The organism is Halomonas sp. H2, assembly GCF_050215315.1.
Lineage (GTDB): Bacteria > Pseudomonadota > Gammaproteobacteria > Pseudomonadales > Halomonadaceae > Vreelandella.
This window is the reverse complement of sequence record NZ_CP189760.1, coordinates 1,275,607-1,301,406: the sequence shown is the minus strand read 5'-3', so window position 1 is coordinate 1,301,406 and position 25,800 is coordinate 1,275,607. Positions and strand designations below refer to the sequence as shown.

The following is a 25,800-nucleotide window of genomic DNA, read 5'->3' as shown; positions in this document are numbered from 1 at the left end:
GCGCGGCTGACCCTCCACAACTAGACACCAGGCGACACCTTATAAACATAAAACGACATTCACAGGTCTTAAATACCTTTTTCACGTACTTGACGAGGTGAACAGCCGTAATGGGCACGAAACGTGCGCGCAAAGCTGGACGATGAACTGAACCCACAGGCCACGCCCACAGCCAGCACGGTTAAATCGGTTTCCGCCAGCAGCCGCCGGGCGCGCTTAGTCCGCAGCTGCAAATACCACTGGCGCGGGGTGGCATTAAGTTCCTGTTCAAACAGACGCTGCAACTGCCGCACCGACACCTCCACACGGCTTGCCACCTCTTCGAGCGTTAGCGGCTCTTCAAGGTTTTGTTCCATCAGTGCCACTGACTCAACAACGCGGCGGTTGTGTGTGCCCAGCCGCTTCACTAGCGCCATGCGTTGCTGGTCACTACGGGTGCGAATACGGTCATGGATAAGCTGCTCGGAAACATCAATGGCCAATTTTGCGCCGTGCCGCCGCGCGATCACTTCCAGCGCCATATCCATCGCTGCTGCGCCACCTGCGCAGGAAAAGCGTCGCTCGCCCAACTCGTAAAGCTCGTCAGTGGTATCAACCCCCGGAAAGCGCTCACGGAAGGCGGGCAGACTCTCCCAATGCAGCGCCACCCGCTCGTGCTTTAACAACCCGGTGGCGGCGAGCAAAAACGCCCCGGTATCGATGCCGCCCAAACAGCAGCCCGTCTGATCCAACTGATGAAGCCACGCCATCAATGGCCGGGTTAGATGCTCCTCCGGCGTGAAGCCGCTACATACCGCCAGCGAAGGTAGATGGTGCACCTCCGCAGTTGCCTGATCGGCCATCAGGGTCATGCCGTTAGATGCCGTCACCGGCCCACCGTCAGCGCTAATCAAGATCCAATCGAACAGCGGGCGCTGGGCAATGCGGTTGGCAATTCGCAGCGGCTCCACCGCCGCAAAGAAGGCCATCATCGAATATTGCGGCAGTAGCAAAAATCCCACCACTTCAGGCAGCGGGCCCTGGTAACTAAGACGCATAGCAATGCCCAAGGTCATTTAGAGTATGTCGGTGTCAGGTCAACCCAAGCAGCGCTTCAGCCAGCTTAACGTCATCATAACGTTGGGTATCAGCATTCTCCGGCGCAAGATCTAGATCAATGATTTGAATACCCATTTCATTGCGTAGCGTCTCAACCTGATCAGCCGAAACACTCAGGAGCTGCGAATCAAACAGTAAAAAATCGATTGAAGACCGCTTAGACGATAAGGGTTCGAGTGTGCCAGACAAATGCGCATTGAGCACTTGAACCTGATTCACCAACGTCATGCCAAGCGTTTCAAGATCAGTACCCAGGCTTGGCACATACACCTTGGGTGACGGGTTTTTAGCCAATGCCTTATCAACCCCCTTGGGCAGCAGGTTGGCAATGACACTGCTATAAAAACTGCCCGGCGGGAAAACCAACAGCTCAGCCGAATCAATAAGCTTACGGGTCTCTTTACACACTTTGGAGGCATCCAAGGTATCGATATCGTCCGCCTCGCCTGATAATTTTATCGCTCTGATGGGCGAATCGATTTGAGCCGTCTCCTTGCCGGTAAAGCAGTGTTGGCCAATAATCGTTCGACCGCTCTCTAACAATACCTCCAGTTGAAGGTTGGCATCCGTCGTTGTCCGAACGATGCCGCGGGTCTTGATTAGTTGGCCAAAGAGAAAGGCGATCGGATCCAGGGAGCGATCATGAATCAGATAACCGCCGGTCAAGATGAGGTTTCCGACACTGGCACCAGCGAGGTTAAAATTCGTTGGCATATGCTTGTAGAAGGCGGCGATATAGCTCTGGATCAGCGACCGCATAGGCTCAGCAATCGCCTTAAGTAGCGGGTGCTTAGCACTGACAAGGGCCTGCAGGCTTTGCTCAAGTGCTGACTTTGCCGTCGCGTCCTCCCTTGCCGCTAGCCGATGTGCGAAAAGCGCAGCCACCTCAGGGTGCCCCGTGACTGAATCATCAGCCAAAGCAAGCAGGCGCGCTCTTAGGTCGCCCACCGCAGGCATCGCGAAGGCCCGGCGTAACTCTGCCGAGCTGCCTCCTGAGTCAAAGGGGGTAACCAGATGAATGGAATTATGGGTATAGTCCGTCAACACCTCAGAAAAATGTCTCAGTGCCGTACCGCCACTAAAGAAGAGTATTTTCGGCCCTAGCTCGGGGGCTTTTCGGTATCTGGCCAGACGCAGGTCCCGCCCCTTGCCAATCTCACGGGGCAGGCACATTCGGGTACCGATAAAACGTCTTTTTTTCATACAACTCTTTGAACTGTAAGAAACATGTAACGTAAACGATGGCACTGTTATTTATACTGTTGACTCTCAGAAGCAGTAACCACCTAAGCGCACGTTATCTTGGTGAGGCAGCGTATCAATACGTCGATTTTGGAGCATTTCTATTTTCTACGATTCGAAGTTGAAAATCACTTCGAGTTAGTTGAAGTTTATGTGACTCAGCCAAGTGAATCCGTTTCTCGACGTCTGATCAATCGCAAAGGCTATAGAAGCACGCTGGTGGAGAAGGTTGAGCTCGCCGTCGCCATGGATGTGCAGCGACGCAAAGTCGATGGGCAGGGTTTTCAACAATCCAAATCCCTTGAACGCTTAGCTCGACTGCTTGACCAGCTAGGCCACGCCTGTCTTGAATTCACCGCCATCAAGGCCTTGAAGCAGCTTCCCGATAAATCGCGAAAAGAGTACGCCAAGCTCATTCGATTGGTGGGTAAATCATTGAAGCTGGTAATCATTAATATCGATGATGCAAACACTCGCCAAGGCCTGAAAATTGGACGCCGAATTCCCAAAATAATCGCCCGCTTAACCACTGCTTTTGAGCCGGGCGCTTCGGGCATGCGTAACAGCGCAGTGGTGGATTTTCAGCTTCACCGCATGATCCATCTGCTTTCGGAGCTTGCCGACGCTCTACTCGCCGCCAACTTCGGCCCTGCCGTACGCTTGCAAAACTACAAGCAACTGAAAAATGCCGCCCACGCGATGACCGCCCAGAATGACGACTTTACCGTTGAGCGGCTGGCGCTTACCCGCAGTGGCAGCACCATTGCCACACTGAGAGCTGAGCACGCCGCCTCTGGCAAGATGATGGCAGTCTACAAAGAGGGTGAAAGCCAGAAAGTCATTGAAGAACTTTACGGGGTAGATCAATGGAAACGGGTCTATCCGAAGGTGGCTCCAACGGTTCTCTCGCACCATGTCGAGCAGGGGGATGAACTGGGTTCAATGGTGATCGAACACCTCCCCGGCCGAACGCTTGAGTCACTGCTGTTAAACGGCCAGTGGAAATCCGCCAGGCAACTTGCCCGCACACTACAACGGACGTTGAGAAAGATCTGGAAGACATCACGTACTAACGAGCCAGCTCAACCCGAGTATATGCAGCAGTTGCGTAAACGAATGCCTGAAACCCGCCACACGCACCCGACACTGTTTCATACACACCAAACTATTTGCGGACTGCCCCGCCCCAGTTTTGATGAGTTGATTAATCGCGTAGAGCCCCTAGAGCGTCAGCTTAGGGCGCCATTTTCCGTGCTGATCCACGGCGACTTTAACGTCGACAACCTCATCTATGACGAACTCAAAAATCGCATCTACTTTATCGACCTGCACCGCGCCTCCTATTCTGACTATGTTCAGGATCTATCCGTACTAATGGCGTCGATTTATCGGCTGCCCATCATGGATGATGGCCCTAGAGCCGAGTTAATGGCATTGATCAGGCAGCTCTATCAGTTTGCTCGCCGGTTCGCCAAAGAGAATAACGATGTAAGCTTTGATGCGCGGCTAGCCATCGCGTTAGGGCGCTCCTTTGCTACCTCTACGCGCTTTATTTACGACAAACTTTTTGCCAACCGACTCGCCCTTAGAGCGAGCTACCTGCTAGAGGCCATAACGCTTCTACCCCTTGAGAAAATAGAGAAGTACAGGCTTCCCCTAGAGGATATTTTTAGTGATTAATAAGCGGATTGCGGTCATCGGGATACCTGGCAAATGGTCAACCGAGGTATTGGCGAATCATTTGGAACAGCGCACCGGCTACCGCTGCGTCGTCGATATGGCTGACGTAGTGCTGGAACTTGAAACTGGCGAGTTGCGTTATCGGGACACCCTGCTCAACGCGCTTGACGGGGTGATCATCAAAAAAATAAGCGAAACCTACTCCCCTGCCGCAGACGACCGACTTCGCATGCTTAGCAGCCTTGAGGCGGATGGGGTGCGCTGTTTTAGCAGCCCAAACCAGGTAAGCCGTTTGATTAATCGTCTTGAGGGCACCGCCGCCCTGGCATCCGGTGGTATCCCGCTGCCCGCGACCCGGGTAACCGAGAGCACTGATGCAGCGCTAGAGACTATCCAAACGTTCGGGGAGGTGATCCTAAAACCGCTCTACTCAACCAAAGCCCGCGGCATGGTGGTGTTAAAAGCGGCAGATGGTGTTAAAGCCAATAGCCAAATACTTAATAAATTTAAGGCTAAGCATGGCCTTTTTTACCTTCAGAAGTTCGTCAACCTGGGCGGTCAGGATCTAGGCATGGTATTTCTAGGTGGCAAGTACCTGTGCACCTATGCCCGTGTCGGCGATGACAAGTCGTGGAATACAACGATACACAGCGGGGGTAAGTATCAAGCCTATGAGGCAAGCCCAGAGCTGATTGAGCTTGGCCGAAAAGCCCAGTCATGCTTCGATCTAAGCTTTACCACTGTGGACATTGCATTGACCGATGAAGGGCCCGTGGTCTTTGAGGTCTCCGCCTTCGGCGGATTTAGTGGCGCGGAAAAAGGGTGTGGTATCGATGCTGCTGAGAAGCTGTGTGATTATGTGCTTAGCCAGTTTGAGGCCGAGACAGCAGAGGCAGGTGAATGATCAACCTTTTTGATAATCAACAAATCAACCAGGCTAAGGCCGCCTGTACCTATGCGTTACCGCTGGCATTCAATGGTTTAACAATTCGCGTGCTGGCCGACCATCCAGCCATTCTTGACCACCTTGAGGTTTACTATGCTGGTTTAACGGCGTCTGGGTTGCTGCCGAAAGAAGTCCATACCGTTGACCAGCCAGAGCTACCGGTATGGCTGTTGGATCAGCAAGCGGATACCAGCGGCCGCGAGTGGACAGCGGTAAAGCGGGACAAAACCAGCGCTCTGGGGCTAAAGGAGGCCTACGTGGATACGCCTCAAGGGCGCTGGATTCATAAAGTACGCACGGGGATGGTGCTGTTCCAATCGTTAACGGCGCCAGCTGCGATTGGCGAGTTAAACAAGCACTCATCGCAAGTCATCAACTTTATTAACAACCAGTTTCTCAATCATCATCAACGCGATGGTTACCTGCTCGGCCACGCCTCGGCCTTTGATATCGATGGCAACGTCACTGCGATTGCTGCCAGCTCCGGTGGCGGTAAATCCACACTGATGCTGAAGGCACTGGAAGCTGCCAAAACGTGCTTTCTCTCCAATGACCGGATTCTGTTTAAGCCCGACAACGACCAGGTAAGCGTTCTCGGTGTCGCCAAGCACCCCCGCGTTAACCCTGGCACGCTGATCAATTCTGAGCGCTTAATCGACATACTGCCCGCTAACGAACGCGACCGATTTACCGGCATGCCCAAAAGCCAGCTATGGGATATTGAGCAGAAGTACGATGTGCTGATTCCCAACGCTTACGGCGAGGGTAAAACCGCCCTATCCGGCACGCTAAAACACCTGATACTGCTGGACTGGGCATTAGACGCTACCGCCCCTACAGCCCTGAGTAGCGTGGATATCACCCAAACCCCTGAGGCGCTAGAGGGCTTACGCAAAAGCCCAGGGCCATTTTTTCAGCACGCGGATGGCCACTTTCCCACCGAGCAAGCCCAATCTGCCAAGGTCTATGCCGAACATCTAGAGGGTGTTGAAGTACTGCGCCTCACCGGTGCCATCGACTTTGAGCGTGCTATTGCGCTACTCCAAGCCAAAGGCATTCTCTGATGGTGGCACTGGCGCTGATTCGGCACGGTGAATATTCTCAACTGGCGGATACACCCAGCGCCCTGCAGCCCTACCCGCTCACGGAAAAGGGTACGGAGGACGTTCGAGAGCAGGCGCGGCGATTCGGCGCGTGGCTAACCACTTCAGGCTATCAGCTCAATGCGGAGATACACTGCTCGACGCTGCTAAGAGCTTGGCAAACGGCCGAAATCTTCCGCGAAGAGCTAACGCCGCTGTTTGCAGAGCCTCCCCGCTCGCGCAGCTTTTCGGCCCTTTGTGAACGCAGCGTTGGGGCGCTGGCCAATCTTAACATTCAGGAAATAGAACGGATCGTCGCCCTCGACCCCCGCCTTGAGCCCTTACCTAAGGGCTGGAAATCAGCCAGCGATTTCAGACTGCCTTTCGACGGCGCGGAATCCCTGTTGGAGGCGGGTGCAAGGGTCGCTGCCCATTTACAAGCACTTTTAGAGCCACAGCCGCGGCTCGAGACAACGAAGCAACTGAATCAACTTAATCAACTACAGCTGGTGGTGGGCCACGGCGCCTCCATTCGCCACGCAAGCTATCATTTAAATGTCATACCCTTCAGCGATATTAAACGGTTAAGTATGTTTCATGGTCATCCGGTCGTTTTCGAGCGGCATAACCAAGGCTGGAGCCGACTGTACGGAAACTGGAAACAGCGCCAGCCAGCAGACCCTCTCGATTAAACGATAGCGATGAATAAGATGGCTTCTATGACCGCGTTCAATGTTATTCCAAAGGTAAGCAAACAACCGTATCACAACGCTATCTTGACGCGCCTTCCGACGGAGTGGGCGCCCTGGCCCGATGACGCGACTTCGGTCAATCACGATGAGGCGCTAAGCACCTTTGTTAAGCGCTCGCGAAAAAAGGACTTCGCCTGGCCCAAAAAGCCAGTGGCATTCATCTCAGACCCCCATGCGGACGCCGAGGCATTTGAAGCCTCACTAATTGCTGCAGGCGTCATCGAACGCGAAGGCTCCCATCTATGTGAATATGCACTGACGAAATTCGGCAAAAAAGCCGAAATCGTGGTGGGCGGAGACTGCCTGGACAAAGGCCCCAGCAATCTGATGATGCTGCGCAGCCTGGCTCACTTGTACCGCCTCAAAGCAGATATCACTCTGTTGGCCGGTAACCATGATCTCCGCTTGCTGATGGGGCTGCTATCGTTGGAACGCGACACTGACGCCGGTAGCCAACATCTCTTTGTGCGCATGGGCAAGAAGGTGATACCGCTGTTTAAAGAGGTATTCGATCAATACCTGGCCGACACCCAGTGGGACAAAGGATTACCGTCCGAGCAGGCGTGCCGACAAGCACTGTTTCCAGGCAACGACTGGTTCGAGAACTTCCCCTTCTATGCCGCTGGGTTTCTCACCCCCGAGGGTATAGAGCGTGAAATTAGCAAGATGACCACCAAGGCGCAGAGCTTCGAGGCGCACTGTGCAAAAAACGGCCTGTCGCTCACCCAAGTCTACGCCGCCGCGATGAAGTGTCGTTCGCTATTTCTTAACAAATCGGGGGAATTTAGCTGGTTTTTCCGCCGCATGCGGCTGGTTAAAAAGCGCGGTTCCTTCCTGTTTCTGCATGCCGGCCTCGATGATCATATGGCTGAACTGCTGGCCAAGTACGGCGTAAAACATGCCAACCGTGCTTTCAAAAAAAACCTAATGCACCAAAACCTGTTCAGTTTTTATTATGGCTCTCTGGCCAATACCTTTAGAACCAAATACCGCAAAGCCGATCTTCCCCTTACGCCGCGCGGCGCTTACGTTGCCCGGCGGGCGGGCATTCAGGTGCTGGTTCACGGCCATATCAACCAACACTTTGGCCAGCGGGTCACGCTCAAAAACGGGCTTATCCATATCGAAGCCGATATCACCCTGGACGCTCACTCGCGTAAAAATGAGGGGCTCGATGGCTACGGTGTAGGGGTAACGTTAATCGACAAAAACCGTGGAGTGATCGGCCTTAGCTGCGATTACCCTCAGGCAAAAGTATTCAAGCCCGGCCGCAAAGGAAAACTGGTGGAGCCCGCTAAATGAAGTCAAAAACGAAATTCAGTCACGATTCCCTGCTGGATCGTCAGTCAACCCAAGAGTTATTGATTACTCTGGCAAATGCGATCAATAAAGGCGAGTTAGCCTTCCAGGAAAGTGAAGGTGAGCTGGTACTTTCCCCCCAGCAGTTGCTGCAAGTCTCCCTGCGCGCCAGTGATGAAGGCGATAAACAGGAGGTGGAAGTAAAGATTAAATGGCGCACCAAAGAGAAAGAGCTTTCCGACACGCCTCCCAAAATTAAAACAAAAGCGGGTAAACGTTAAGAGCTGACGCCCCGAGCCCTACCCACATGAATGTGGGTGTATGATGCCCATGTTCGCGCTAGAGGTCTTTTGGCTCACGAAATAAAGGCTATGGGAGAAAGACGATGGGAGCGGGGAAATGGACATTACCCATTTAGAGCACGTCATTATCGCTTTGATCATTCAGCTCTCACTATTGCCCTTTGTTTCTGCTTACGTGGCAGGTGTTATCCCGGTGGCGATACTGCTCGGCCGCGAGATCGCTCAACACGAATACAGGCTAGGCATCCAACGTGGTTGGGAATGGGGCGAAACGCTACCGGTAGGTATGTTTGAGGGCGTCTGGCGTGGGTGGACGTTAGACTCAGTGCTTGATGTTCTGCTGCCAGCACTGGCGTGCGGGCTGCTAGCGGTTATGATTGGCTTTAAGAAAAGGCATACAGCCAAAAACAGCTAGGCCCTTTACACCCAGTGGCTGACCTAGGTGGCATCAGAGGTGTCAGCTAGTCATTATTGAGATGCTCGGTACGGTATAACTTCCACTCATTTTCAACCCGGCCATCGGGCAAGCGGCAATAGCGGCCAGTGCCTAGGCTGCTTTCGCGAATTTCATTCTCCCCGCCAACGCTTCTGCAGTATTCAGCTGCGTATTGGGTCATCTGGTTTTGAGAATGGGGACCTCCCCCGCCCGTGGCACAACCGCCGAGCATTAGTAGCGCTACGATTGGGCAGTAGCGGTATATAGATCCTGTTAGCATTGGAACTTTCCTCCCTGAGCATACAGTTCAGTATCACTTTGATTCTGGTGAGTCACCTCGAGCACATCAAGCAGGATGTTACTGGGTCAGATATGATTATTCGATAGAGCGTTTGCTGATGGGGCTGGAAGCAGCGGCCACTGTCGCAACCTTATGAATGACGCCTTTACCGAGATGGGCATGGCAAACGCCGAGGATTCGGGGTCGCGCTACTCAACCTACTGGACACAAACGCTAGGCAACCCGCGCTAAGCGCTCACGAGTCAATTATTGCCCGCCTCCTAACTCACCGTAGTGGACAGCCGTAATCGCGTTTTTAGGCGAGCCATCGACCAGCTTGGTGCTATAGGTCAGGTACACAAAGGTCTGGGTTTCGGCGTCATGCATGCGAACCACTCGCGTATTCTTGAAAAGCGCAGAACGCCGCTGAGTAAACACCACTTCTTGCTTATCTACCTCAGCAGGATCAAACACAATTTCTCCTGTCTGACGACACGCTACGCTGGCTTCACTCGCCTCCTCGGCAAGCCCCACAGCTCCCGAGATTCCGCCAATTTGTGAGTAGGAAAGATAGCAGGAGATGCCCTGCACTTTCGGATCATCAAAGCGCTCCACTTCAATCGTATTGTTCGGACCAAGCAGCTTGAACTCGGTGCGCACGCTGCCGATGTGAGCATCCTGAGCAAACAGCGCAGGCGGAAGCAGCGCAAACATAACAACGAGCGACTTGATAGCAATACGTTTAGACAAAAACATGGGGAGCGATCCTTGGTAATAGTCATCCGGGCGATGAGCAGGCGCAGAGCATACCTGATGCGTGAAAATTAATGGTAACCAACAGTGCTTAAAAATGGCGGGGGACGAAAAAGAAAGAAGAGTTGCGCTAATAGCTTATAAATGGCGTCCCTGGCAGGAGTCGAACCTGCGACCTGCCGCTTAGGAGGCGGCTGCTCTATCCTACTGAGCTACAGGGACATAAGCGCTGTCTGAACTTGCGGGCGCGTAGTATAGCGCGTCCGCTTAGGCAGGGCCAACCGGGATGGCTAAATCCAGCCGAGCAAACGCAAGGCAAACACACCTAACGTTACGGTAATACTGGCCATTAATGTGGTGATGGCGATGATATTGGCGGATAGCGCGACATTGCCACCAATTGCTTTTACCATCACAAAGCTTGCAGCGGCGGTGGGGCTGGCGAAGAACAGGAACAGCAAGCCTAACTGCGCGCCTGAAAATCCCAACAGCCAAGCCGCCACCGTAGAGATAACCGGTAGCGTTACCATCTTCATAAGGCTAGCGCCTAACGCCACTTGGCGGCTGTCACGTATGCTCGACGCTGAGAGTGTAGCGCCAATACAAATCAGCGCCAGCGGCAGTGTTAAGGAGGCAAAATAGTCCCCCGAAGTAACCAGCCAACTGGGTAGCGGAATTGAAAACGCAGTAAAGGGCAACGCGGCAAACACAGAGATAATCAGCGGATTAGTGGCCACGTGTTTAAGCAAGCTGCGCCAGTCGGTTGACTGACCCGGCTGGTAAGTAGCTAGCACCACCACCGAGAGCGCGTTGTACATCACAATTACCACACCCAGCAGAAGGCTACCGGCTGAGAGACCATAATTGCCGTACATACCTGCCGCTAGAGCTAAGCCCACTACGCCGCAATTACCGCGAAAAGCGCCCTGCACGTAAATACCGCGGTTCTCACGCACGACGCAGTAATGCGCCCATACCCAGCTCAACAAAAACTGCCCCAGTGTCGCCACGGCAAAAAACACCATGAGTGATACATCCAGCGCAACACTCAAGTCGGCTTTTACCAAGCTAAGAAAAATAAGAGTTGGAAGGGTTGCTCTAAATACCAGCGCTGAGGCAGTCGAGACGAAAGCGCTATCGATCCATTTCAACCGCTTAAGGATAAGGCCCACAAAGACCATCGCAAAGACAGGCAGCGTGACATCCAGTGTGCGCGCAAAAAGTTCAAGTAGATTCACAACAGTTTCTCGTTCATTAAACAGCTACTTATCCTCTACTGCTAAGCGCTTTTTGTCGACTGATAGGCGCTCTCAATGGCTTATTTGACGATGAATATCCTAACGGCTGCTATTTAGGCGAGTCGAAGAGCGCCATTACATCGTCATGGGGAATGTTAACCACGATACCATTGCGCCCTTTTATCCATAGCAAGATAAATTGATAAGCCCAGCCAATTCACGTATGTTCGCCCGCCTATCCTTTATCCTGTTACCCAACTGTGGCCTTACTTATGGCGAAACGAACGGCTGGTTACACATCCTCAGGTATTCGCAAGCTGGCAGCCCTGCCTGCTCTGCTGCCCGAATTTAATCGTTTCGACCGCATCCGCCCATTTAAGAAGAAGCCCACCGCCATCATTGGCTGGGGATTAAAGCCCACGAGCGTACGCGCCAGGCAGTATGCCCAACGCCACCAATTGCCCTATATGGCGTTAGAAGACGGCTTTATACGCTCGCTAGGCTTAGGCGTAAACGGCTTTCAACCGCATAGCCTAGTCGTTGACGAAACCGGCATTTATTACGATGCTTCGCGCCCTTCTGATTTAGAAAATTGGCTTAACACGGCCACCTTTGATGATGAAGAGTTAGACGAGGCAGATCGCTGCATGGCGCTAATCGCCCGCTACCGCCTCTCCAAATATAACCACGCCCCTGACCTGCCTATTCAGGGCGACAGCCGAGCGCGCGTGTTAGTGGTCGATCAAACCGCGGGGGACGCCTCTATTCATTACGGGGGAGCCCAAGCGGAAAGCTTTCAGCAGATGCTAGAGGCCGCGTTAGAGGCGCATCCTGAAAGTGACGTACTGGTCAAAATTCACCCTGACGTTATCGCCGGCAAAAAACACGGCCATCTACTCAACGCTGCAAACCACCCGCGCTGTAAGGTAATCGGCGAAGACTTGAACCCGTGGGCGCTGTTTGACCAGGTCGATCACGTCTATGTGGTTACCAGCCAGCTTGGCTTTGAAGCGTTGCTTGCGGGTAAGCAAGTGCACTGTTTTGGTATTCCGTTTTATTCCGGTTGGGGCCTCACCCATGACCAACTGCCCTGCACGCGCCGTCGCGTTACTCGCACGCTAGAGGAAGTGTTTGCCGCGGCCTATTTACGCTATTGCCGCTACGCCAATCCTTATACGCAGCAATCAGCCACGTTAGAAGAAACCATCGCCTTAATTGCCGACCAAAGACGCCAACAGGAGCGCTACCGGGGCGATTGGCTAGCGTGCGGATTCTCCTCATGGAAGCGACGCTTTATTGGCAACTTTTTAGGCGCTGCCGCGAAAGTGAGCTATCAGACCGAACTGCCCGCCAGCCAGCCGGCCACCGAACGGCTACTGGTCTGGTCGAGCCGCATCGATGAAGCATTTAAACACCAGCACGCTCAACACATACCAGAACTCTGGCGTATGGAAGATGGCTTTATCCGTTCGGTAGGGCTTGGGGTTGATCTAACCCAGCCACTCTCGCTGGTGATTGACTCCCAGGGCATCTATTACGACCCCAGCCAGCCCAGCGATTTAGAAGCGTTGTTGAATAGCGCCTCGTTTAGCGACGACCTTCTGCTGCGGGCACGGCATTTACGTGAACGGCTGGTGGCGCTTAAGCTCTCCAAGTACAACGTGCGCGGCCAGCTAGATGTCAACTTACCCAAAGGGCGCCACACTATTTTAGTGCCCGGCCAGGTGGAGAGTGACGCCTCAATTGCCACCGGTTCCCCGCACATTAATACCAATAGCGGATTATTGAGTGCGGTGCGTCACGCCCACCCCGATGCCTTTATTGTCTACAAAGCCCACCCCGATGTATTAAGCGGCGCGCGTGTCGGCGCACTCGATACCGACGCCAAACGCCTGTATGATCTAGACGCCAGTGACATCGACATCGCCACGCTGCTAGAGCGTGTCGATGCAGTTCACACCATGAGCTCCTTGACCGGTTTTGAAGCGCTTTTACGCAAGCGGCAAGTCAGCACCTACGGCCTGCCATTTTATGCTGGCTGGGGGTTAACCCAAGATGCGTTAAGCTGCCCGCGGCGCACGCGGTCTTTGTCGCTAGAAGCACTGGTTGCCGGCACGCTTATTCTCTACCCCGGCTATGTAGACCCAACGACCGGCCAACTATGCAACGCTGAAACCGTCGTCAGCCTGTTGGAGCAGGCAAGAACACAAAAATCTACCCTTACATGGAAACAGCATCTCTACCGCTGTTATCGTAACTTGTTGATCGGAAGGCATTGAGTTGAAGCATCAGAAGCGTGCATTCTTATTCTTGCAGGGCGTTTGCTCACCGTTTTACCAGCGCTTAGCCAAGCGCCTGGTCAACGATGGGCATCGTGTCGTTAAGGTCAACTTCAATGCTGGCGATATCGCCTATTGGCAGCGCAGCCATGGTGAAAACTATCTTTTCCGCGGCCCTACCTCAGAGTTACCCGGTTATATCAAAGACTTGTGGCAACAGCACGCCATTACCGACCAAGTACTGTTCGGTGACCGCCGCCCTATTCATCGCCCCGCGGTCGATAGCGCTGCCGCCGCAGGTGTGCGCACTCACGTGTTCGAAGAGGGCTACTTTCGCCCGTTCTGGATCACGCTAGAGCGCGAAGGCGTTAACGGCCACTCGCTGCTGCCCCGCGACCCCACTTGGTTTTATGAAACCGGCAAAGCGCTGCCTGAACCGCCCGCTCCCGTGCGCTTTCGTTCTTCCTTCAAAATTCGTGCAATGCACGATGTACGCTATCACCTGGCCGGGTTAGCCAACCCAATCGTTGCGCCGCGTTACCGCAATCATGCGCCGATTACCGCCCCCGTCGAGTACGCGGGTTATATCAAGCGCTTTGCTCAATTAAAAGCGGTGTGGAAAAAGCGCGATGCCGAGCGCATCAAAACGCTGATTGAAAGCGGCCACCCCTATTTTATGCTGCCACTGCAGCTTAATAGTGACGCCCAGATACGCCATCACTCACCCTACGCCGATATGCAAGGCGTGATGGACGAGGTAATGGCTTCGTTTGCCCAGCACGCGCCCAACGATACGCTGCTATGTATTAAGAATCACCCGCTGGATATGGGGCTGGTCAACTATCCTAAAGTGATCAAACAGCTTGAAGAACGCCACGGCCTGCAAGGGCGCATCGTCTATCTAGAATCGGGGGACCTCAATGCCCTGCTCAAACACGCCAACGGTAATGTCACCGTTAACAGCACCGTGGGCATCGTATCTCTTGAGAAGCACTGCCCGACATTCGCGCTCAGCGACCCGATCTACAACCTGGATGGGCTGACCTATCAGGGCAACTTAGCGGATTTTTGGCAACAGCCCGAGCCGCCTAACAGCGAGCTATTTGGCTATTTCCAAAAAACCGTGATGCACGCCGTTCAGGTCAATGGGGGCTATTACTGCCAGCCCAGTATCGATTTAGCGGTGGATAATGCCGCCCGCACCCTGGAAGCCTGCCCGTCGCCGCTGGAGAAGTTGCTGTGAGCCAATCTCAACGCTCACGCTGTGTGCTGATTACCGGCGCCACAGGGGCCATCGGTGGCGCTTTAGCCCGTGCTTATGCGGGCCCTGGTACGCACCTAGTGTTACATGGCCGGCAAATGGCGAAACTAGAGGCGCTTGCCGAGGCATGCCACCTGCGAGGCGCCCAGGTCACGCTCTCAACCATCAACCTGACTGACAGCCACGCCCTGCAAATCTGGCTAAACGAGCTATGCGCCCAGCAGGTGCCAGATATCGTTATCGCCAATGCAGGCAAGAATACCCACCCCCAAGGCCCCGGTACCTTAGAGCCCTGGGCAGACGTGCAAGCGCTGCTGGATCTCAACCTGAAGACCCCCATCGCCATGGTGCAACACTTAGTGCCTGCCATGCAGGCCCGCGGCAGCGGTCAACTGGTGTTGATTAGCTCCCTCGCTGCGTGGCACGGCTTGCCGACTACGCCCAGCTACAGTGCTAGCAAAGCAGGCATTAAAGCCTACGGCGAAGGGCTTCGTGGCCTGCTCGCCCCCCACGGCATTGGCGTCACGGTGGTCATGCCCGGCTACGTCACCTCGCCCATGTGCGCTGCCATGCCGGGGCCAAAACCCTTTGAGTGGCCGCCGGAGCGCGCCGCTAAAGTGATTAAGTGCGGCATTAGCGCTAACCGTGCACGCATCAGCTTTCCCTTTCCGCTCAATTTCGGCACCTGGTGGCTCGCAGTGCTACCCGCAGGGATTTCCCAGTGGCTGATCAAACGCCTGGGCTTTAATCAGCCAGGAGACTCGCCCCGTGATTAACGCGCTTACTTGGCCTCTGCTGGCAGGGCTATTAATCAGCGGCATGGTTGAAGCCCTGCTTAGTCCTCGACCGCGCCCCTTCTGGCAGCGTGGTATGGCAGCGAATAGTGTGCATATGGGCTCATGGCTGCTGCTATTTGGGCTCTTAGTGTTGCTTCTTCAGCGACCCTGGTTTGCGGCCATGGTGATTCTCTCGCTGCAGTTGGTGGTTGTGCAGTCGAGTAACACCAAATCGCACACGCTTAACGAACCGTTTATTTGTCACGATTTCGAATACTTTTGGGATGCTGTACTGCATCCGCGCTTATACGTGCCCTTTTTCGGCATTGGCTTGGCCATAGCCGCCAGTAGCGCCGCCGCAGTCGCCATCGGTGCGTTTTTCTACTGGGAAGGTTCGCTGGTTACCAGCGAGGGCACTAGCCGCTTTCTGATCAATGCGTTTGGATTGATCACCGCCGGGGCGGTTCTGCTCGCCCTTAGTGTCCATCGGCTACCGGCTATCACCTTGCAGCCCGTGGAAGACATGCATCGATTGGGGCTTTTCACCAGCCTGTGGGCCTACGGTATAGCGCTAATGCGCTCCCCCATTCCCAGCCCAGAGCAATCGCCCTTTCACGCCTTAACGCCGGTCGCGAAAGCGCATCAAAGCGAACAAGCACTACCTAATGTGGTGCTGGTTCAGAGTGAGGCGTTTTTCGACCCGCGCCCCTGGTGTGTAGACGTCAATACACAACTACTCGAGCATTTCGACGCCACCCGCGCAAACGCCACCCTGCACGGCGCATTAAACGTGCCCGCTTGGGGGGCTAATACCGTGCGCACTGAGTGCGCCGTATTGACCGGCATTGCGCCTGACCTATGGGGCGCACGCCAATTTAACCCTTACCGCACCCTTTCACGCCATCCGCGGCCCAGTTTGGCGAGTGCGCTAAAAGCGGCTGGCTATCGCACGATATGTGTACATCCGTACCTGGCGAGCTTCTATTTTCGCCACAAGGTAATGCCCCAATTAGGCTTTGACCACTTTATAGATATCAATGCCTTCGAGAGCAGCGACAAAAACGGTCAGTACATTAGTGACCTAGCCGTTGCACGAAAGATTGGACGCCTGCTTGAAGATGACGATAATAGGCCACTATTTATTTTTGTTATCACCATGGAAAATCACGGCCCACTACATTTAGAAGCACCAAACCAAGCGACGTTAGCCGCAACGCTGCCCAATGCTCCGTGGCCCCTACCTGGCCACTTACGTGACCTCGCAGTCTATTTGCACCACTTAAGCGAATCCGACAAGATGCTGGCAAGCGTTAAACGTTCGCTAAATACAGCAAATCGACCGGGCCTGCTAAGCTGGTATGGGGATCATGTGCCAATTCTGCCGGAGGCGTACGCATACTTTACACCCCCTGATGGCCGCACCCCCTACATGGTATGGTCAACGGAGTATAGGGCAACGACTAATTCGACAACGAACGGTGAGCCACACGAACTGGCCGCAAACGAACTTGGTGTCCAGCTTTTCAAACAGGTGTTTGGGCACGGTATAAGTAGCGATGTGATCAAGGCAGAACCAGAACCTCAGGAGCAAGAATGACTAAACGCGTTGCCATCATCGGCGCCGCCCATCGTTTCCCAGGCACCACCCCTGAAACGTTCTGGCAGGACCTGCAAGCCGAAAAAGATTTAGTAACCGAAGTGGCTGCTGACCGCTGGAGCCTTGACGCCTATCAGCATCCAGATAAGCGCCATCCCGGAACCAGCGTGACCTTTGCCGCTGGTAGCCTAGGCGACATCAGTGGGTTTGATGCCGAGTTTTTTGGTATTTCACCTCGCGAAGCGGCCAATATGGATCCCCAGCAGCGCATGCTCCTAGAGCTCGCCTGGGAAGCCATGGAAGACGCCAGCATTGTGCCCAGCTCTTTGCGCGGCAGTCAGTGTGGGGTGTTTTTAGGTGTCGCCAGTCTCGACTACTCATATCGCATCGCAGACGATATGGCGGCTATTGACGCCTCTACCGCCACCGGCAACACCTCCAGCATCGCCTCGAATCGATTGTCTTATGTTTTTGACCTACACGGCCCCAGCATGTCGCTGGATACCGCCTGTTCGTCCTCTATGGTGGCCTTTCACCAAGCCTGCCAGTCGATTCGCAGTGGTGAAACCGACATGGCGCTGGCGGGCGGCATCAGCCTGCACCTGCACCCCTACGGCTTTATCATCTTCTCCAAAGCCAGCATGCTCTCACCGACTGGCCGCTGTCAGGTATTTGACGAAGCGGGCAACGGCTACGTGCGCTCGGAAGGGGCTGGGCTTTTCCTGCTCAAAGATTACGACCAGGCGGTGGCCGACGGCGATAATATTATTGCCGTAGTCGCAGGCTCTGCAGTGAATACCGATGGCCATAAATCCGGCTTGACGGTGCCCAACCCCAAAGCCCAGGTTGAACTGATGAAGCGCGCCTACGAGCAAGCGGGCATCTCGCCGGATGAGATCGACTACCTGGAAGCTCACGGTACCGGCACCGCGGTAGGCGACCCGATTGAAGCCCACGCGATCGGTGAAGCGCTCGGCCAACAGCGCAAAACACCGCTGCTGATTGGCTCGGTAAAAAGTAACCTCGGCCACCTGGAAACCGCTTCCGGCGTGGCAGGGCTTGCCAAGGCGCTATACAGTATTCAGCACCGCGAGGTGCCGGCCACCATTGGTATTCGCAAACTTAACCCGCGCATCAAATTTGATGAGTGGAATTTGTCAGTCGTCACTAAAGCCCAGCCGCTGAAAAAACAGGGCCGCCTGGTGATTGGCGTGAACTCCTTCGGTTTTGGCGGAGCGAACGCTCACGTTATTTTGCACAGCCCACCCGAGCGAGCCACTCCTGAACTGCAGGCGCCCAACGCGCCGCTGCCGATTCGCCTAAGCGCCCGCAGCCAAGCCGCGTTAACACAAAGCGCCGAAACCCTGGCCGACTATCTGCGTGAAAACGACTTGCGCGAAAAAGACAGCGCCAGCCTTTACGACATTGCCTACACGCTGTTCAACCACCGTGAACGGCATAGTCATGGAGCGCTATTGTTTGCCCAAACAACGCAACAAGCGGCCACCCAGCTCAGCGCATTTGCCGCCGGCGAAACGCAAAGCCTGATCACGCTTGAGGGCTTGCCCAATGCGCTAGGCCCAGTATTCGTTTACGATGGCAACGGCTGCCAGTGGGAAACCATGGGGCACGACCTGCTCGGCGATTCGCCGGTTTTCGCAGCCGCTATCGACCGCGTAGACGCGCTCTTTCAGCAGCACGGTAACTTCTCGCTGCGCGCAGAACTAGAAGGCCGTAATGGGCAACGCGATGATAACCGCTTCGGGCTGACCGAGATCGCTCAGCCAGCGCTGTTTGCGCTGCAAGTAGCGCTCACCGAGTGGCTTTACGAGCAAGGCATAACCCCCACCGCGGTATTCGGCCATAGCGTGGGTGAAGTCGCCGCTGCCTGGGCCAGCGGCGCGCTTAGCCTGGAAGACGCCGTCAAAGTCATTTACTACCGCAGCGACTATCAGGGCAAAACCCGCGGTCAGGGCGAAATGACCGCCGTGGCCATGAGTGCCGACGATATCGCCGAGTGGCTCGACAAGCCCGAGTTCAACCAGGTGTGCCTGGCCGGCATTAACAGCCCGAAAGGGATTACCCTGGCGGGCGATAGTCAGCAGTTAGGCGCTTTGGAAGCCACGCTAAGCGAGCAGAATATTTTTGCCAAGCGCCTGCCGCTGGATTACGCCTTTCACAGCCCCGCGATGGACAGCATTGAAGCAGGCGTCATCGACGCCCTAGCGGATATCACCCCGCGTGCTACGCAAGTCCCCTACTACTCCACCGTGACCGGCGCTCTCAGCGAGGGTCACGAACTGGACGCCACCTACTGGTGGAACAATATCCGTGAGCCGGTGCTGTTTGAGGCCGCCGCGAGCGCGCTTATCGAACAAGGCAATAACGTCTTTGTCGAGATTGGTGCCCATCCCATTTTGCGCCGCTATCTCAATGAATCACTGCGCCAGTTGGAGCGCCCCGGTTTGGTCTTCGGCACCATTGAGCGCCATAAACCGGGTCTAGAGGGTCTTGAGCGCTGCTTAAGCCAACTGCTGCTCAGTGGCCTTACCTTGAACAGCCGCCAACTACCGGTGGTAGGTCAACGCGTGCCATTACCGCGCTATGCTTGGCAGCGTAGCCACCACTGGGTTCAGGGCACCAACGACGGCCAAGAGCTGCTTTCGCGCTACTACCAACACCCGCTACTGGGTTACCCGCTGGCGCAGCACGAACACACCTGGGAAAGCCAGCTCGACACCCAACGCCAGCCCTGGCTTGCCGACCACGTCGTCGGCGAAGGTGCGGTATTCCCGGGTGCCGGTTTTGTCGAACTCACCCTAGCCGCAGCACTGCAGCTAAAAGACACCCCGCTGCTCGATATCGAAGAGCTGGAAATTCGTGCGCCGCTGCTGCTGGATGGGCCCCATGGCCGTACCATGCGGCTTAGCTACCTGCCGGCAGATGGCCGCCTGGAGATCCACTCCCGCGAACCAGCCACCGGGGTTGAGTGGCAACTTAATGCCGTAGCCCGCAGCATGCGCGAAAGCCGTGGCTTTTTACTCAACCGCAAAGCGCCTGCGCTGCCCACCCGCGCGCCGGACTACACGCTGGCAGACCACCTGGAAATGGCCGAGCGTATTGGCCTGCACTACGGCTCCGCTTTCCAGGCGATTGCCCACGGCTGGATTGAAGGCGATGCGGTGATTGGTGAAATCGCCCTGTCGGATGACGTAACAGCACAGTTAGCGTCCCTGCACTTACACCCCGGCATTCTGGATAGCGCCTTCCAGATGTTTATCCCTCTGCTCGCCCAACACAGCAAGTTTGCCGCACAGCTCGCCTTTGTACCGGTTCGCGTGGGACGCATTCAGGTCAACACCCAGGCCGGTGCACCGGTACTAGCCCGCGCCGTGATGGGTAAGCGTGCCCCGCACTCCTTTACCGCCGACTTTGAGCTCTATGACGCCGCGGGTAATGCCGTCGCCGTATTGAGCAAAACCCGCTTTAAAGCGATTCGCCTCAACCGCGCCCACCACCAGCACTTCAGCTATTTGGATGTGCAACTAACACCAGCGCCGCTGCAGGCGGAGCCGCTGGCACTGCCCGGCGATGCGCTTGCCCGGTTAGCCGATATCGCCAGCGTTTACGCCAAATGTACCGGCCAGCGCTACGGCAGCGAGGTCGCCCCACTGCTCGATAGTCTTAGCGAAGCGTTTGCCCAACAAGGTTCGCAAGACTCTGAACAACAAGCGCAGCACTCGCCGGACGTTATCTGGCAACTGCTGGTGCAGGACTACCCCGACTACTTTGCGCCCATACACCTAGTGGGGCGCTTAGGGCTGCATCAGCAAGCGCTGCGCTGCGGCACTAGTGACCTGGAAAGCCTGGGCATCAACCAGGATAGTCTGGCGCGCTTAAACCGAGTGCTAGTGGGCGAAAGCGGCTGGCAAGCGTTGGCAGGCGAGTTAGGTGAGTTGATCGACGCCCTGATCGCGGAGCTCCCCGCCGGACAGCGCTTGCAACTGCTAGAAGCTGGCCCCAGCACACCGGCGTTGGGCGAACGCCTGCTGGAACGCAGTGCCCAGTCGCTGTACCACGACCTAACGCATTACCGCGCAATCACTACCCTCGATAGCACGCGCCATCAGGCGGAGCAGATGCAAGAACGCTTCCCGCTCATCGATTTGCTGCACCTGGACAACAACGAATCCACCCCGTTAATCGCGCCCACTAGCGTTGAAAAAGCGCAGTTGGCGTTTGTAAGCGTCGATATCACCCAACCAGCCGCCACGCGTCAGCTAATTGAGGCGCTGCCAGCACAGCTGGCCCCTGGCGCCCAGGTAATGCTGGTAGGCATAGCGCCCAGCCGCTGGTTAGATGATCTGCTGGCCACGCCAGGTATCGATCAAAGCGCGCTTGAGCAAGATACGCTTATCGGCTGGCTGAACGACCAGGGCTTTGTGGTTTCCTCACCGATGGAGCTGGAAGAGAGCGACAACGGCGCCTATTTACTCCACGCCTACTATCCATTAGATACGCCATTAGATGCGCCACTCGATACGCTATCCGTAGACACGGCTGCCAGCACGGCGCGGCGTCGGCATGTGGTTGTAGCAGATCAGCAAAGCGAGGCACTCGCCGCCAAGCTGGTCGAGGCACTGCAACAACAGGGAGACTCAGCCCTGCTCAGCGTTAGCCAAGCCGCCCCCGCTGAGCTGTTGGCTCAATCGGCCCTGAATAGCCAAGCCGAGCTAACGCTCAATGTGATTGACCTGCGCGGCCTCGGCGCCAGCAGCACCGAGGCGCAAACCGCCCGTTGTGAGTACGCGCTCCAGTGGACGCTGGCGCTAGAGCAGCACTCGCTCACCGCGTCCTTATGGCTAGTGACCAACGGCCTTAGCGCGCTCTGGCATGCAACACCCGCCAGCGAGGCTAATAGCGCTACTGAAGTCCCCGGCGATGCCGCTCTATGGGGCTTTGGACGCTCGCTGGCCAACGAAGCCGTGGGCCATAGCGTTTATTTGCTGGATGTACCGGCGGCGATCAGCGAACCCGCGCTTAACGCCTGGGCAATGTTCCTGGCCCAACCGGACAGCGAAAACGAAGCGCTGATTGATAACCAAGGCCACCGTTTCGCTACTCGGCTACGTACGCTGCCAGCGCCACGCCCGACAAAGACACAGCTAACGGCAGAACAAACCGCGCAGCCGCGTCAAGCAATGAGCCTCGGTTTTGCCATGCCCGGCCAGCTGCGCCAGTTAAGCTGGCGGCCACGCTTATTGCCGCAAGCCAGCGCCGACGAGGTTGAAATTAGCGTTAAAGCCACCGGGCTTAATTTCCGCGATGTGATGTATACCCTGGGCTTGCTTTCTGATGAAGCAATAGAGAACGGCTTTGCCGGGCCAACCCTGGGCCTCGAATTTGCAGGCGTGGTTGAAAGCGTGGGTAGCCATGTCACCCATGTGACGCCAGGCCAAGCCGTCGTTGGCTTCGGTCCCGCCAGCTTTAGCGATAAGCTTATCGCCAGCCAACATGCGGTAGCGCCGCTGCCGGACGGCATTAGTTTTGCCGCTGCTGCAACGATCCCGACGACCTTCTTCACGGTCTATTACGCGCTTAAGCACTTGGCACGGGTGGAGCCAGGCGAGAAAGTATTGATTCACGGCGCCGCAGGCGGCGTGGGCATTGCCGCACTGCAAATTGCCCAGTGGCTGGGAGCAGAAATTTACGCCACAGTGGGTTCCGAAGAGAAGCGCGACTTCCTGCGCCTGATGGGTATCGAGCGGCTATACGATTCACGCTCGCTCACCTTTGCCGAAGAGATCCTCGAAGATACCCAAGGCGAAGGCGTCGATGTGGTGCTTAACTCGCTGGCCAGGGAAGCAATCAACCAGAACCTGCGCGCCCTGCGTCCGTTCGGCCGGTTCCTGGAACTGGGCAAACGCGACTTCTATGAAAACACCCATATCGGTCTGCGTCCGTTCCGCAATAACTTAAGCTACTTCGGTATCGACTCCGACCAGCTAATGAAGGTGCAGCCCGCGCTGACCCAACGCCTGTTTGGCGAGATGATGGCGCTGTTTAACGACGGTACGTTAAGCCCGCTGCCGTTTACCGCGTTCAGCCATAGCCAGGTGATCGACGCCTTCCGCTATATGCAGCAGGCGCGTCAAATCGGCAAAGTGGTGGTTACTTACGAACAGCCCATCGCGCCGCCGCAAAACGACGTATTGGGCACGGCAGCGATGCAGCTATCTGCCGAAGCGAGTTACCTGGTGACCGGCGGCCTGGGTGGCTTTGGGCTAAGGACAGCCCAGTGGCTGGTAGACAAAGGGGCACGCCAACTGATTCTGCTCAGCCGCAGCGGCGCCGCCAGCGAAGAGGCCCAAGCCGCAGTAGCCGCTTTTGAGCAGCAAGGCGTAAAAGTACTCGCCGCCGCCTGCGATATCACCGACCGCGCCGCGCTGGCCGAAGTACTTGCGCGTGTTAAGGGTGAACTCGCTCCGTTGCGCGGTATTGTGCACGCCGCCACGGTGATTGACGACGGCTTGATTCGCAACCTGGATGCCGAACGCATTCAAAAAGTGCTAGCGCCCAAAATCGATGGTGCTCGCCATCTCGACGCGCTTACCCGCGATGCCGAGCTGGACTTCTTCGTGCTCTACTCATCGGCGACCACGCTGTTCGGCAACCCTGGCCAGGCCAATTACGTAGCTGCCAACCACTGGCTGGAAGCGTTTGCCGCCAACCGCCGTGCGGCGGGATTACCCGCGACCTGCGTGCGCTGGGGTGCGATTGAAGATGTCGGCTTCCTGGCCCGCAACACCCGCACCCGGGATGCCCTGCAGGAGCGTTTAGGTGGTTCCGCGCTACGCTCGGACGACGCGCTAAACGTGCTCGAACAGATGCTGCTAGCCCCAGGGCCAAGCCTGGGTGTACTGGAACTGGAGTGGGGCGCGCTTGCCCGCTTCCTGCCCACCGCTGAAGCGCCACGCTTTAACGAAATTGCCCGCACCAGCGATGACGACGGCAGCGTCGATGCCGACGACGATATCCGCGCTCTGTTGGCCGACCTCTCCCCTGAGGAGCTGCACAGCGCGGTAACCGACTTGCTGCGCGCCGAACTGGCTAGCATCTTGTTGATTGACGAAGAGAAGCTCGATATTCACCGTTCGGTCTACGACATGGGCTTTGACTCGCTGATGGGGGTTGAGCTAATGACCGCTATCGAGAACCGTTTGGGTGTACAGGTGTCTGTCATGGTGCTCAGCGAAGCATCGACGCTGGACAAACTGGCGAGCGTGCTGATTCAGAAAATGCATCAGCACGATGATGTTGAAGACGCCCCGCAAGATGCGATAGCCTCGCTGGCCGCACAGCATGGCACTGAAGGGTTCACCGCTGAGCCTACGTCCGCTTCCTCATCACCCGCGACCGAGACACCATGACAGCCAAGCGCTCTGAATTGAAACAGCAACTTCTGCAACAAGCACGCAAGCGCACCGCACCGCGTGCTCCCGGCGCTGCCGCTCACTCCGCCAATGGGCAAGGGGCTGAGCAGCGCACGGTGCCCGAGCGTTTTACTCGCTTTGATGCCCAGCCCGGCTATCAGCAAATTGCCATGATGCGACAGGCCGCCGATCAATTAGGTTTGGTCGACCCGTTTTTCAAGGTGCACGAAGGCACCGCCGGGGCGACCAGCATGATCAACGGCAAAAACTGTATCAACTTTGCCAGCTACAACTATCTTGGCTTCTCAGGCGACCCGCGCATTAATCAGGCCGCCTGCGATGCCGTGGCCCATTACGGCACGTCAGTCTCCGCCAGCCGCGTGGTCTCCGGCGAACGGCCTATTCACCAAGAGTTCGAACAGGCCCTGGCCGATGCCTATGACGTGGAAGACGCCGTGGTGTTTGTCAGCGGTCACGCTACTAATGTTTCGACGCTGGGTTACCTGCTAGGCCCCAAAGACTTAGTGCTGCACGACGAGTATATCCACAACAGCTCGTTAGTCGGCGCGCAGCTCTCCGGCGCCAAACGCATGTCGTTTAGCCATAACGATCCTGAGGCGCTAGAAACTTTATTGGCACGCCATCGGCATCAGTTTGAACGCGTGCTAGTGGTGATCGAAGGCCTCTACAGCATGGATGGCGACATCCCTGAGCTACCGCGTTTTATCGAGCTCAAGCAGCGCTACCAGTCATGGCTAATGGTCGATGAAGCCCACTCATTTGGCGTGATGGGCGACACCGGCCTGGGGCTTCGCGAGCATTTTGATATCGACCCGCGCGACGTGGATATATGGATGGGCACCATGAGCAAAGCCATGGCTGGCTGCGGCGGCTATATCGCCGGTAGCAAACCGCTGGTGGAAACGCTGCGCTATCTGGCGCCCGGCTTTCTCTACAGTGTCGGCATGCCCGCCCAAGTCGCGGCACCTTCGTTACTAGCCCTGCAACTAATGCAGAAAGAGCCGGAAAGGGTTCAGCGACTGCATGCCATTTCACGCTACTTCCTAGAACAAGCCACCGCCCGCGGGCTAGATACCGGCAAAAGCATCGGCGCCGCGGTCGTGCCAGTGATTATTGGCAGCTCCGCGGCAGCCGCCCGGCTCTCCAACGAATTGTTAGAACAACAGATTAACGTACAGCCAATCCTGCACCCGGCGGTACCCGAAAAAAGCGCACGGTTACGCTTTTTTCTATCCTGTGATCACACCCAAGCATACATTGACCAAACGCTTGATGCGCTCACCGCACTGCTGCCATAGTTTTATAATGCACTTTTAGACACAAGG

Annotated in this window: 18 protein-coding genes, 1 tRNA gene and 1 pseudogene; 14 read left to right on the top strand and 6 right to left on the bottom strand. The window is 55.9% G+C overall.

Annotated elements, in window-relative coordinates:
* Nucleotides 1–68: 68 nt before the first annotated feature.
* On the bottom strand, nucleotides 69–1,037 hold the full coding sequence (locus ACQE2I_RS05955) for a GlxA family transcriptional regulator (protein ID WP_427030533.1): 969 nt from the start codon (nucleotides 1,035–1,037) through the stop codon (nucleotides 69–71).
* A gap of 34 nt (nucleotides 1,038–1,071) precedes the next feature.
* Nucleotides 1,072–2,301 carry a GAK system CofD-like protein gene (locus ACQE2I_RS05950; RefSeq protein ID WP_427030532.1) on the bottom strand — a complete coding sequence of 410 codons (1,230 nt, stop codon included), beginning with the start codon at nucleotides 2,299–2,301 and terminating at the stop codon, nucleotides 1,072–1,074.
* Between the two features lie 192 nt (nucleotides 2,302–2,493).
* Here ACQE2I_RS05950 and ACQE2I_RS05945 point away from each other — a divergent pair, with 192 nt between their 5' ends.
* The 7 genes from ACQE2I_RS05945 (at nucleotide 2,494) to ACQE2I_RS05915 (ending at nucleotide 8,816) form a co-directional block, all read left to right on the top strand.
* Nucleotides 2,494–4,020: an aminoglycoside phosphotransferase family protein gene (locus ACQE2I_RS05945; protein WP_427030531.1), complete on the top strand. Its 1,527-nt coding sequence runs from the start codon at nucleotides 2,494–2,496 to the stop codon at nucleotides 4,018–4,020.
* Entirely contained in the window at nucleotides 4,013–4,924 is a 912-nt protein-coding gene (locus ACQE2I_RS05940; protein WP_427030530.1) for a GAK system ATP-grasp enzyme, read from the top strand. The genes ACQE2I_RS05945 and ACQE2I_RS05940 overlap by 8 nt, the downstream gene beginning before the upstream one ends.
* Nucleotides 4,921–6,030: an HprK-related kinase B gene (locus ACQE2I_RS05935; RefSeq protein ID WP_427030529.1), complete on the top strand. Its 1,110-nt coding sequence runs from the start codon at nucleotides 4,921–4,923 to the stop codon at nucleotides 6,028–6,030. Before ACQE2I_RS05940 ends, ACQE2I_RS05935 begins: the two co-directional genes overlap by 4 nt.
* A complete protein-coding gene (locus tag ACQE2I_RS05930) occupies nucleotides 6,030–6,740 on the top strand; it encodes a histidine phosphatase family protein (RefSeq protein WP_427030528.1) in 711 nt (236 codons plus the stop codon). The genes ACQE2I_RS05935 and ACQE2I_RS05930 overlap by 1 nt, the downstream gene beginning before the upstream one ends.
* A 27-nt stretch (nucleotides 6,741–6,767) precedes the next feature.
* Nucleotides 6,768–8,102: a metallophosphoesterase gene (locus ACQE2I_RS05925; RefSeq protein ID WP_427030527.1), complete on the top strand. Its 1,335-nt coding sequence runs from the start codon at nucleotides 6,768–6,770 to the stop codon at nucleotides 8,100–8,102.
* The gene (locus tag ACQE2I_RS05920; RefSeq protein ID WP_022524071.1) at nucleotides 8,099–8,380 is read left to right on the top strand and encodes an amphi-Trp domain-containing protein; all 282 of its coding nucleotides are present in this window, start codon (nucleotides 8,099–8,101) and stop codon (nucleotides 8,378–8,380) included. The genes ACQE2I_RS05925 and ACQE2I_RS05920 overlap by 4 nt, the downstream gene beginning before the upstream one ends.
* A 118-nt stretch (nucleotides 8,381–8,498) precedes the next feature.
* On the top strand, nucleotides 8,499–8,816 hold the full coding sequence (locus ACQE2I_RS05915) for a hypothetical protein (RefSeq protein ID WP_427030526.1): 318 nt from the start codon (nucleotides 8,499–8,501) through the stop codon (nucleotides 8,814–8,816).
* A 46-nt stretch (nucleotides 8,817–8,862) separates the two neighbouring features.
* Here ACQE2I_RS05915 and ACQE2I_RS05910 read toward each other — a convergent pair whose 3' ends face one another.
* Nucleotides 8,863–9,117 carry a DUF333 domain-containing protein gene (locus ACQE2I_RS05910; RefSeq protein WP_427030525.1) on the bottom strand — a complete coding sequence of 85 codons (255 nt, stop codon included), beginning with the start codon at nucleotides 9,115–9,117 and terminating at the stop codon, nucleotides 8,863–8,865.
* Nucleotides 9,118–9,249: 132 nt separating this feature from the next.
* Between ACQE2I_RS05910 and ACQE2I_RS05905 the strand changes: the two are divergent.
* A pseudogene (locus ACQE2I_RS05905) lies at nucleotides 9,250–9,369 on the top strand (CAP domain-containing protein); the annotation flags it as partial.
* Nucleotides 9,370–9,384: 15 nt separating this feature from the next.
* Here ACQE2I_RS05905 and ACQE2I_RS05900 read toward each other — a convergent pair.
* From ACQE2I_RS05900 to ACQE2I_RS05890, 3 genes are all read right to left on the bottom strand, one after another.
* Nucleotides 9,385–9,873 (bottom strand): CreA family protein, encoded by a 489-nt coding sequence (locus ACQE2I_RS05900; RefSeq protein WP_427030524.1) that lies wholly within the window; start codon nucleotides 9,871–9,873, stop codon nucleotides 9,385–9,387.
* A gap of 142 nt (nucleotides 9,874–10,015) precedes the next feature.
* Nucleotides 10,016–10,092 (bottom strand) — tRNA-Arg (locus tag ACQE2I_RS05895).
* Between the two features lie 68 nt (nucleotides 10,093–10,160).
* Nucleotides 10,161–11,108 carry an AEC family transporter gene (locus ACQE2I_RS05890; protein ID WP_427030523.1) on the bottom strand — a complete coding sequence of 316 codons (948 nt, stop codon included), beginning with the start codon at nucleotides 11,106–11,108 and terminating at the stop codon, nucleotides 10,161–10,163.
* A gap of 272 nt (nucleotides 11,109–11,380) precedes the next feature.
* Between ACQE2I_RS05890 and ACQE2I_RS05885 the strand changes: the two genes are divergently transcribed.
* Genes ACQE2I_RS05885 through ACQE2I_RS05860 form a run of 6 tightly spaced genes read left to right on the top strand, consistent with a single transcriptional unit; the run spans nucleotide 11,381 to nucleotide 25,773 of the window.
* Nucleotides 11,381–13,387 carry a capsular polysaccharide biosynthesis protein gene (locus tag ACQE2I_RS05885; RefSeq protein ID WP_427030522.1) on the top strand — a complete coding sequence of 669 codons (2,007 nt, stop codon included), beginning with the start codon at nucleotides 11,381–11,383 and terminating at the stop codon, nucleotides 13,385–13,387.
* Between the two features lies 1 nt (nucleotide 13,388).
* Entirely contained in the window at nucleotides 13,389–14,630 is a 1,242-nt protein-coding gene (locus tag ACQE2I_RS05880) for a capsule biosynthesis protein (RefSeq protein ID WP_427030521.1), read from the top strand.
* Nucleotides 14,627–15,424 carry an SDR family NAD(P)-dependent oxidoreductase gene (locus tag ACQE2I_RS05875; RefSeq protein WP_427030520.1) on the top strand — a complete coding sequence of 266 codons (798 nt, stop codon included), beginning with the start codon at nucleotides 14,627–14,629 and terminating at the stop codon, nucleotides 15,422–15,424. The genes ACQE2I_RS05880 and ACQE2I_RS05875 overlap by 4 nt, the downstream gene beginning before the upstream one ends.
* The gene (locus ACQE2I_RS05870) at nucleotides 15,417–17,021 is read left to right on the top strand and encodes an LTA synthase family protein (RefSeq protein ID WP_427030519.1); all 1,605 of its coding nucleotides are present in this window, start codon (nucleotides 15,417–15,419) and stop codon (nucleotides 17,019–17,021) included. The genes ACQE2I_RS05875 and ACQE2I_RS05870 overlap by 8 nt, the downstream gene beginning before the upstream one ends.
* The gene (locus tag ACQE2I_RS05865) at nucleotides 17,018–24,451 is read left to right on the top strand and encodes an SDR family NAD(P)-dependent oxidoreductase (protein WP_427030518.1); all 7,434 of its coding nucleotides are present in this window, start codon (nucleotides 17,018–17,020) and stop codon (nucleotides 24,449–24,451) included. The genes ACQE2I_RS05870 and ACQE2I_RS05865 overlap by 4 nt, the downstream gene beginning before the upstream one ends.
* Entirely contained in the window at nucleotides 24,448–25,773 is a 1,326-nt protein-coding gene (locus tag ACQE2I_RS05860) for an aminotransferase class I/II-fold pyridoxal phosphate-dependent enzyme (RefSeq protein WP_427030517.1), read from the top strand. Before ACQE2I_RS05865 ends, ACQE2I_RS05860 begins: the two co-directional genes overlap by 4 nt.
* Nucleotides 25,774–25,800 lie beyond the last annotated feature (27 nt).